Below are 9,058 nucleotides of genomic sequence, written 5' to 3'. Positions count from 1 at the left end.
GTTCCGATGCGGATTTTGGTACGGATAAAAGCTTTAATCCAAATAATTACCTTAAATTTGCAGCTTAATTTAGACGAAATATAATCTTAAAAGCACTCAATACGGAGTGCAACACAAAACAATTTATGAGTGTACCTCAAGCAATTACAGAGCTGATTACTCTTGCAGACGGCAGAGAAATCACTATTGAAACAGGAAAACTGGCCAAGCAGGCCGACGGATCTGTTGTCGTAAAAATGGGCGGAACCATGCTGTTAGCAACGGTAGTAGCCAATAAAGAAGCGAATCCCGGAGTGGATTTTCTGCCGCTAACGGTAGATTACAGGGAAAAATTCTATGCCGGCGGTAAAATCCCCGGAAATTTCTTCAGAAGGGAAGCACGTCCTTCCGACCAGGAAATCCTGACCATGCGTTTGGTGGACAGGGTATTGAGACCGCTGTTCCCGGATGATTTCCACGCGGAAGTTCAGGTGATGATCTCCCTGATTTCTTATGACGGACAGTCGATTCCTGATGACCTTGCCGGTCTGGCGGCTTCTTCAGCCATTGCCATTACCGATATTCCTTTCAACGGGCCGATGTCTGAAGTAAGGGTGGTAAGAATCAACGGTGAACTTTCCATCAACCCGAATTATGCAGATCTTAAGGATTCAGACCTTGACATCATGGTGGGCGCTACCAAAGATTCCATCGTTATGGTGGAAGGGGAAATGAAAGAAATCTCCGAGCAGGAAATGCTGGAAGCGATCACTTTTGCCCATGCTGAAATCAAAAAGCAGGTGGAAGCTCAGGAAAGATTAGCCGAAAAAGTAGGGAAGTCTTTTCCGAAAAGAGAATACAACCACGAAAACCACGATGAAGCCATCCGTGAGAAAGTGTGGAAAGAAACATATGACAAAGTATACGAAGTAGCCAAGACGCCTTCAGGTAAGGAGGAAAGAGGCGAAAAGTTCAAAGCGGTACTGGCTGAATTCCTGGCCCAGTATGTAGAAGATGCAGAAGAGCTGGAAAGAGTAACGCCTTTTGCCAAGGTATATTACCACGATGTGGAAAAAGAGGCGATGCGCCAGATGATCCTGAATGACAAGATCCGTCTGGACGGACGTGATCCTGAAACCATCAGGCCGATCTGGAGTGAAATCGATTATTTACCGGGAGCTCACGGATCCGCGATCTTTACAAGAGGGGAAACCCAGTCGCTGACTGCTGTAACCTTAGGTTCCGTAAAAGATGCCAATATGGTGGACAGTGTAATGGTAAACTATGACGAAAGATTCTTCCTTCATTATAACTTCCCTCCGTTCTCTACAGGGGAAGCAAGACCTTTAAGAGGAACTTCCAGAAGGGAAGTAGGACACGGGAACCTGGCCCAGAGAGCACTGGCCAACATGATTCCTGAAGAAAACCCGTATACCATCCGTATCGTTTCCGATATCCTGGAATCCAACGGTTCCTCTTCCATGGCAACGGTTTGCGCCGGAACCCTGGCATTGATGGATGCCGGTGTCCAGATTGCAAAACCGGTTTCCGGAATTGCCATGGGACTGGTAACAGATGTTAAAACAGGTCAGTTCACCGTATTATCCGACATCCTTGGAGACGAAGACCACCTGGGAGACATGGACTTCAAAGTAACCGGAACGGCAGACGGAATCACCGCCTGTCAGATGGATATCAAGATCCAGGGACTTTCTATGGATATTATGGAAAAAGCTCTTTTACAGGCTAAAGACGGAAGACTTCATATCCTGAACAAGATCACGGAAACCATTGCTGAGCCAAGAGCCGATGTGAAACCGCATGCTCCGAAAATGGTGATGATGGAGATCCCTAAAGACTTCATCGGTGCCGTAATCGGGCCTGGAGGGAAAATCATCCAGCAGATGCAGAAAGATACCGATACCGTTATTGCCATTGAAGAAATCGGCGAAATCGGAAGAATCGAAATTTCCGGTGTCAGCAGAGAGAAGATCAACGAAGCCATTGCGAAGATCAACGAAATTACTTTCGTTCCGGTAGTAGGTGAAGTATACAATGGAAAAGTAGTAAAAGTAATGGATTTCGGTGCTTTCGTAGCGATCGCCAAAGGAACCGAAGGCCTTCTTCACATCTCTGAAATCGAATGGTCCCGTCTGGATACGGTTCCTTATAAAGAAGGGGATGAAGTGGAAGTGAAGTTCATGGGCTTTGATGACCGTAAGAAAATGAAGCTTTCGAGGAAGGTATTGTTGCCGAGACCTCCTAAAGCGGAAGGGCAGGGAAGACCTGAGCGTTCTGACCGACCTGAGCGTTCCGACAGACCGAACCGACCTGAAGGTCAGAGAAGATCTGAAGGCCAGAGGAGAAACGACGGAGACCGGGAAAGAATACATGACGGAGACAGGAGAAATGACGGGGAAAGAAGACAGGAGAGAGAAAGAAGACCTGAAGGCGATCAGCCGGCAGGAGACCAGAACCCCTCTTCTGAAGAATAAGATCATAAGATGATCAATCATACTAAAACCACCGGAATCCGGTGGTTTTTTTTAGGTTGGGCTCAACATGGATGTAGTTGCAAGCAACTGAAAAATAATGCTTTATCATTTATGTCGGATTTAAAGTGAGTCTTATCAGGGATCAAAACGATATTAAAATCCGATATACTTATCAATAACATCGGCTTCAGCCCGATGTAATGATAACGGTCTAAAAATCCGGCTTCAGCCAAAGCTTATGACAAGTTAAACTGAGGCCGATTATAGTACTATCGGCTTTGTCCGACTTATTCAGGATGATAACTCCTGATTTACATTGAGAATAAAGTCCGTTTATTTAAACCCGTGTAAAATTAAATTTTTGCCGGATCGTATTAAATATCCTTCTTTTGTCCTTCTTTTGTCTAAACTTTTAAAATCATATTATATCTTTCATAATACATTCTTTCCTTTGCATGACAAAAACCATCCTATGACGAAGAGAGAACAATATGGTTTAGAATTTTATAAAGTAAGTTCTGATGGTACTATAGGTTATCATTGCCTTCGCAAAGACGGAATTATAGACCAGAATAACAGTCTGCAATTCCTGTCTTATCTGGATCGTGCCGGAACAGAATTTCTATTACGGGAAGTCGTTGCGTTTCTTAATACTGATGATCCTGACAGGTCAATGTATGAATCGATGGTATCGGAGCATGTGGATCTGGATATAGAATATCCGGATTTCAAAATTGACAAATTGCCCTATACTTTTCCTTTGGCTGATGTCAAGGATTTGCTGCAGGAATGGCTCAATTTTCTGGATGCTTAAAATAAATTGAAATTCAATTTCTTAAAGTAGGATAATCCGTTATTTTTTTGTAAATTTGTATATCAATAAAAAGGTGTAGTCCCTTCCTTTCTCTGTAACAGTTTAGAATTTCTCATTTTCTCTACTTATTTCTGCTTTTACAGCTGACGGATTTTCAGTATTATTTTGGATTTGAACTGTACAGGCAGTCAGACATAAGTTGGTTAAACAGCTTTTTATTGCACCCGGATAAGGGTTTTATCAGAAACAATTAAATTTTATAATAATATATGGCGGATTCTTTCTCTAAAAAAGAAAATTTTAAGAAAAAAGTTCAAAAAGCAAAAGAAAAGGCTCAGAAGCGTGAAGAGCGTAAAACGAGCAATAACAAAGGAAAAGGTCTGGATGACATGCTGATGTATGTGGATGCCAACGGCCAGCTGACTTCCACACCACCGGATCATTCAGAAAAAATTGAAATCGATCTGGATAACATCCAGTTGGGTGCCGCTCCTATTGAGGCGGAAGAGCTCAGAAAAACAGGAATCATTACCTTCTTCAGTGAAAAAGGATACGGATTCATTACGGAAGATAAATCTAAAGAGAATATCTTCTTCCACAGCAATAACTGTAAAGAACCTGTGAAAAAAGGAAACAAAGTATCCTACGAAAAAGAAAAGTCTCCGAAAGGATTTTCTGCAGTAGAGATCGAACTGGTAAAATAAACCAGGATCCATCAGGCATCCGATATAAAAAAGGGCTCCCGTTTGGGAAGCCCTTTTGTTTTATATTGCTATGGCAACTGACTGATTATTTCAGGTACAAAGCTTCGCGGATCTGTACCAATGTTCCTGAGGTTTTCTTCAGATCCGGGACTTCCGGCAGTCTGGAGCGGGAATGATAATGTTCAATGGAGCGGATAAGCACCTCCGCTTTCTCCATCACCGCTTCGTAGGGCAGGTTTCCGGCTTTGATATCCAGCAGTTCTTCGCGGTTCTCCACACGGATGTCCAGGAAACCGGTTTTGAAAATCTGTTTGCAGGACTGCAGGAGCCGGATGGTATGCATCATATTCTTGCTGTCGTAATGCTGTCCATGGTTCTGATTGACGTTGTAGCGGTCTTCGTTCCGTTCCGAAACCCATTTCCAGTATTCACGGTAGTCTTTACAATAAGTGGAGTAGGCATCCAGGTTGCAGAAAAGATAGGCCAGCGGCTTTTCGCCTTCCGGAACCGGTGAAACGGAAACCTGATTGGCTTCCTTATGCTGTATGATCCCTTTGTATCCGAGACTTCCGGATCCGTCGTAAAACAATGCAAACATGCCTTTGGTATGGTCGATACTTGCCAGTCCGCATTTTTCCTGTACCAGCCCTTGCAATCCTCCGTCAGAATGTTCCTGCAGCCATTTCCGTAAGGGTACCGAACCCTGGCCCTGCAGAACGAAGCAGAAATCCAGAACCGACTTTCTTTCCTTATCCACTGGATTCAGGATTTTCTTATTGAGCCCTTTGGCTTTTTTAATCTGAGAAACGGCATACCCTGCAAATGTATCTTTGCAGAGCTTCGACAGGAAATCTTCCGGCTTCAGCAGATCCATCAGCGGATGTTTCTGGAGAATACAGTCTGCCGGACCCGCCAGGACTTCCAGAATGTTCGGGTTGTTTTTCTGCAGTAATTCCACCAGCCTTCCGATCTCGTAATAGGTAATGTCATTGGTTTCATTGGAAACCTGCGGCACGTATTTCAGTCCGAAAAAATCTTCTTTCGGCAGATAATACACGCCCCGGATGTCCGTATCGGAATTTTTAGTTGCCAGCCCGAAAGCCCGGCTGCCGGAGATGGCTTCGAGGAGGATGAGGTTTTTGGTTTTTAGATCTTGGATGGTCATAACTTGTCTAAATCTATAATTTCTTCAAACCAATTTTTTGCAGTTTCAATAACTTGTGTTGAAGGATTTTGAAAATAAACTGCTAAGTTTTCTTTAGAACGAGTACAACAAACATAGAATAATTTTTGAGTTCTTTCAAATACACTTGCTCTATCTATTCTATTGGTAAATAAATAATTGAAATTATATTTTGTCCAATTCCCATTATCTAAAATTACCAAAACATTATCAAATTCATTTCCTTTAGTTTTGTGCTGAGTAGAAAAGGGAGTTAATCCCTCTAAATAATCATATAATTTAATAAACTCTTGATATGAAACTTCTTTTAGTCTGTCATAGATGTATTCTGACGAATGAATAAAGTTATCAATTTTATCATCTTTTTTTACAATCCCCAATTCGTCTGCCCTATCTATTACGTCTCCTATAGTTGTATTTTGATTAGTTAGTAATTGTTCAATATTATTTTTAAGAACTCGTTTATCATTAATTGTCTTGATAGTAGTTCCATTTCTCTTCATCACTCTAAAAAACTCAGGGAAGTTTTTATCAGAATAAAATCTTAATACATTTTGAATTTTGAACAAATGCTTAATAAAATTATCTCTCTTTGATCCTTTTTTTGAGTTTTGATCATCTAATTCTCTTTTGTCGTCAATAAGATTTTCTTTATCAATATAAATTTTTTTTATTTCATTAAAAGATTTATCCTTAATTTTCTCATAGAATAATCTATGAGTTTCATTTGATAGTATCTTATCTTTTTTTAAAACAGTAGTTATAAAATTCAACTCTCCTACAAATTCTTCAATGGTAATGTATTTATATAGATTTTTTTTAGGAATCTTTTTTTGCTTTATCGTTTTTTCTTTTAGTTCGATCAATAGTTTATGTTTAAATTCTAAATCTGAAAAATTTACTATAGATAAATCTTTTACTTTATCAAATTCTTTTAATGCTTCTAAATCTAATTTTATTTCATCTAATAGATATGATCTAGATTCTAATTTTAATTCATTAACTATTTCTTCAAATGTTTTCTCATCTTCAATATTTAAATTCTCATTTTTAATTTTCTCACTTAAATCCTTTTTAAGATTAATAATTGGATCTTCATCATATATTTCCATTAAGGTTGAGAATCCAGCTTGTGCAGAAATTAAATTATGAGTAAGATTTAATTCTTTAGTTGTTTTGGAATTAGCAAAGTCCCAACTTTGATTAAGGCTTTTTAAATAATGTTTGATTTTTTCAGTATTCTTTTCAACAGAGTATAAAAATAAAATATTACCATCTTTTACATTTCCATTCGGTAAAATATTGGGAGCACTTAAATCAGAAGAATGTTCTTGTTTAACATTATCAGTACGAAGATTGTTTGCAAGCTTGTAAATCTTTTTTGGATTTCTTCTATTTTGATTTTTAACAACCTCTTTTACGTAATCTTTTTCCAAATAAAGATTTATGTTACCAATTCCGTCATCATAAATAGATTGCATTGAATCTCCAAATAAACCTATAATAGATTGTTTTTTTGATATTCGTAAATGATCTAAGAATATTCTGATTACTTGTTCATTAGTATCCTGATATTCATCAATAAATATAAATTTAAACTTATCTTTTAAAATATCACATAACTTAGGATACTTTATAAACATATACTCAGAAATAGTTATTACTTCATCATGGGAGATAATTCCTTCTCTCAATCTGACATATTCTTTATATTGAATCTCAATATTTTCAGATAAAGTTTTCTCAGGGTCATCTATAATAAAAGTTTCCTCCTCTGCTAATTGTATTAAAGCTAACTTTAATTCTGACTGAAAATTTTTAATGCAATCCCAAAGAAAATCGTGAATTGTAGAAACTTTTAGATTTTTATGATTTATACGATCCTCAATCTCTTTTACCGCAGCATTTGTGTATGTTAAACATGCAATTTTAATTGTTGGATTTTCTTTAATGACTTGCCTAATTACAGAAACTAAAGAGTATGTTTTACCACTTCCTGCACCACCACTTAATAGAAAATTGTGTCCATTATCAATATGTTCAAAAATTGATAATACTTCAAGCTGATCTTGTATGTCTAGTCTTTCCGTAACCATAATAATCCTTCTTTAATGTAAGCTGGAATTTGCCAATTAGAATAAGTTTCGTTTGTACATCTCAATATATCAATCGCAAAAGAGCCTTTACTATCTACGCATTTTTCTGCTAAAAAATATGCATCTTTTGAATTATCATAGAAATATTTAAGATTTTTAAGACCAATGAATTTACTTCTATTATCCTTTATGAAAGTTTTGTTTTGTGTTAAATGAAAAAAACTATCTTCAAAACTTCTTGCACAATATCCTTCTTCCTCTGTCTGCATAATTATTTGCAAATATCCATCAACTTGTTCTTTCCATACTGAGGTTTTGGAAAATCTTTTTTCTTCAAAACTTTTTTTCAAAATATTTTGAAAAGAAATTGAATTTGATGGATAAAAGAAGAGCAAGGTCGGATTACTTGTTTTTTCTGCTTCAGAAACTCTACAGCTAAAATCAGATTTTCTCTCTTTGTCTTTTTTTGTTTTTTTTATAGTTCCATCACTATTTCTTATAAAATCTTTTTTTACAGAATCTAAATCTGTAACTATTAAAGATTTTAAACCAACAAAGCTTATTAATTTTTCAAATATATTTGCATAATTACCAACTTCTATAACAGATATGTTTTGTGACAACAAAGGAAGTTCGTTCGTATCTAATCCAACTTCTAAGTCTAATTTTTTCATCATTGCAGGTAGTAAAATCCTTTCTGTATCACCTTCGATAAAAATTGCTTTATCAGCAAAAAATAATTCAGCTCTATTTAAAGTTAAATATTGTTTCAAAAAACGGTAATTTTTTTCTTCTCCTGCATCAGCATATTCTTTTTCTAGCTCTTTTATGTTTTTTGCTTTAATGTTATTTATTGATTCTTTCTTTAAATATTTAATAGAATTAAATTCTTGACAATTAGCAACTATATGAGATGAATGTGTACTAATAATATATTGGAAAGGTTGACTTTTTACAATCTTCCCACTTCCGTCCTTTTCAAGAGTAATTCCGTCCTTTAAAAGCTCAGTAATATTTTTAATGAATACATATTGCATTTGTGGATGAGTATGGGCTTCCGGTTCCTCAATAAAAAGTAAATTGATATCAGCTGGGATTTCATCTTTACCTTTTTTGAATTCACTTACTAAAATTTCAATTTCAAAAATCATACTTATAAGATTCATATAACCCAAACCATTATAATGTTCAGGAAATTCAGAATCATTACTGTGTTTATATATAACAGTTGTATTTCCTTTTAATAATTCTTTTCGTTGCAAAGTGGAAATTACTTTTATTATAGATTCATCTTTCCTTATGCCTCCAAATAAACCTACTTTTTTAGTAATATCACTGAATAAAGCTTCATAAACATTTCCTAAGACTTCATCAGTATCTTCAATTACTGATTTAAATTCGTCAATTTTCTTTTCATCATCATCGTTTTTTTCACTTCTTTCATATATTTCAGATGTTTGTGTAGATAAAGTTTTTTCATTTTCTTTATTTGTTACATTTCTCTTGGCACTTATATATTTAAAATTGATGATATTGTTTAAATTACTTTTAGTTTTAGAATCTTCCAAATCATTAAAAATACTTTCATCAATCAATGAATTTTCATAATTATAATTAATGCTTTTATATCTGTAACTAAAAAAATTTTCTACATTTATTTTAAGAGTATGTTTAAAAAAGATTTGTATTATTTATCTGATTTTATTGAGGATAATTTGACAATTTTGCCATAATATCCAATATACCTGACTTTCAGGTGTCTTTTCATGGTCTTTATCCAGCCTTCT

At 36.0% G+C, this 9,058-nt stretch carries 6 protein-coding genes; 3 read left to right on the top strand and 3 right to left on the bottom strand.

The window, feature by feature from the left end:
• The first annotated feature begins 125 nt into the window (after positions 1-125).
• From QZ735_RS06360 to QZ735_RS06350, 3 genes are all read left to right on the top strand, one after another.
• A complete protein-coding gene (locus tag QZ735_RS06360) occupies positions 126-2,474 on the top strand; it encodes a polyribonucleotide nucleotidyltransferase (RefSeq protein ID WP_294245758.1) in 2,349 nt (782 codons plus the stop codon).
• 472 nt (positions 2,475-2,946) lie between these two features.
• A complete protein-coding gene (locus QZ735_RS06355; protein ID WP_294245756.1) occupies positions 2,947-3,288 on the top strand; it encodes a hypothetical protein in 342 nt (113 codons plus the stop codon).
• Between the two features lie 269 nt (positions 3,289-3,557).
• The gene (locus QZ735_RS06350; protein ID WP_294245753.1) at positions 3,558-3,992 is read left to right on the top strand and encodes a cold shock domain-containing protein; all 435 of its coding nucleotides are present in this window, start codon (positions 3,558-3,560) and stop codon (positions 3,990-3,992) included.
• 85 nt (positions 3,993-4,077) lie between these two features.
• Here QZ735_RS06350 and QZ735_RS06345 read toward each other — a convergent pair whose 3' ends face one another.
• The 3 genes from QZ735_RS06345 to QZ735_RS06335 are packed head-to-tail and all read right to left on the bottom strand — an operon-like array spanning position 4,078 to position 8,890.
• Complete coding sequence (locus QZ735_RS06345) at positions 4,078-5,157, bottom strand: nucleotidyltransferase domain-containing protein (protein WP_294245751.1); 1,080 nt, start codon at positions 5,155-5,157, stop codon at positions 4,078-4,080.
• The gene (locus tag QZ735_RS06340; protein WP_294245748.1) at positions 5,154-7,271 is read right to left on the bottom strand and encodes a UvrD-helicase domain-containing protein; all 2,118 of its coding nucleotides are present in this window, start codon (positions 7,269-7,271) and stop codon (positions 5,154-5,156) included. The genes QZ735_RS06345 and QZ735_RS06340 overlap by 4 nt, the downstream gene beginning before the upstream one ends.
• Positions 7,253-8,890 (bottom strand): AAA family ATPase, encoded by a 1,638-nt coding sequence (locus QZ735_RS06335; RefSeq protein ID WP_294245761.1) that lies wholly within the window; start codon positions 8,888-8,890, stop codon positions 7,253-7,255. Before QZ735_RS06335 ends, QZ735_RS06340 begins: the two co-directional genes overlap by 19 nt.
• Positions 8,891-9,058 lie beyond the last annotated feature (168 nt).

Origin of the sequence: uncultured Chryseobacterium sp. (genome assembly GCF_913776365.1) — a bacterium.
Taxonomy (GTDB): Bacteria; Bacteroidota; Bacteroidia; order Flavobacteriales; family Weeksellaceae; genus Chryseobacterium.
Note: the sequence above shows the minus strand (reverse complement) of the source record. Positions and strands in the feature narration are given on the sequence as shown.